Below are 1,502 nucleotides of genomic sequence, written 5' to 3' on the forward strand. Positions count from 1 at the left end.
ATTATGTGATCAATGTAAAAGATGCTCTTGGATGTGAACTTGCTTCATCCGTTATTACTGTAGGCCAGCCGGCAGCGGCATTAATTGCGACAGCCACTTCAACTGACGAGATCTGTATCAATGCTAATGATGGTAGTATTACAGTAACCCCAACAGATGGTACAGGCCCTTATGCTGTAAGTTTAAACGGAGGTGCCTTTACAACACCACCGTCTGCAGGCCCTATTACGATATCTAATCTTTCGGATACTACTTACACCATAGATGTAAGGGATGCCAACGGATGTACCTACACTTTACCGGCAGCTATAACAATTGCTGAAGGAGTAGATCTTCAGGCTTCAATCGTGACTAGCCAGGTATGTGACGAGACGACTATTACAGTAAGTGCTAACCCTGCAATTGCAGCTATAGATCTTACTTACGCACTTGATGGAGGAACACCACAGGCATCAAATCAATTTGTGGTAACAGGCCTTACATCAGGGTCTCACAATATAATTGTATCACACAGTAATGGCTGTAACAGTGCGCCTCTTACGTTTAATGTAGCTCCGGTTATCCCAATTGTTATGGGAGCAACAAGCCAAATTGATGTGAACTGCTTCGGTGGCTCAGATGGTACTGCTACAGCAACAGCAACAGGAGGAACAGCACCACTTACCTATGCTATCGCACCTAATGTACTTCCATTAGTGTATAGTACTTACCAGGCAACAGGAGCCTTTACAGGTCTTGCTGCGGGTGATTATGTGATCAATGTAAAAGATGCTCTTGGATGTGAACTTGCTTCATCTGTTATTACTGTAGGCCAGCCGGCAGCGGCATTAACTGCGACAGCCACTTCAACTGACGAGATCTGTATCAATGCTAATGACGGTACTATTACAGTAACCCCAACAGATGGTACAGGCCCTTATCAGGTAAGCTTAAACGGAGGTACATTTACAACACCGCCATCTGCAGGCCCTATTACGATATCTAATCTTTCGGATACTACTTACACAATTGATGTAAGGGATGCTAACGGATGTACCTATACTTTACCTGCGGCTATAACAATTGCAGAGGGTGTGGATATTCAGGCTTCAATCGTGACTAGCCAGGTATGTGACGAGACGACTATTACAGTAAGTGCTAACCCTGCAATTGCAGCTATAGATCTTACTTACGCACTTGATGGAGGAACACCACAGGCATCAAATCAATTTGTGGTAACAGGTCTTTCAGCAGGGTCTCACAATATAATTGTATCACACAGTAATGGCTGCAATAGTGCGCCTCTTACGTTTAATGTAGCTCCGGTTATCCCAATTGTTATGGGAGCAACGAGCCAAACTGATGTGAACTGCTTCGGTGGTTCAGATGGTACTGCTACAGCAACAGCAACAGGGGGTACTGCGCCACTTACCTATGCTATCGCACCTAATGTACTTCCATTAGTATATGGTACTTACCAGGCAACAGGAGCCTTTACAGGACTTGCGGCAGGTGATTATATA

Annotated in this window: 1 pseudogene; it reads left to right on the forward strand. The window is 44.5% G+C overall.

Annotated elements, in window-relative coordinates:
• Nucleotides 1-1,502 (forward strand): annotated as a pseudogene (locus NHE85_RS07145) (SprB repeat-containing protein); the annotation flags it as partial.

The organism is Flavobacterium sp. NRK1 (assembly GCF_024054175.1).
GTDB lineage: Bacteria > Bacteroidota > Bacteroidia > Flavobacteriales > Flavobacteriaceae > Flavobacterium.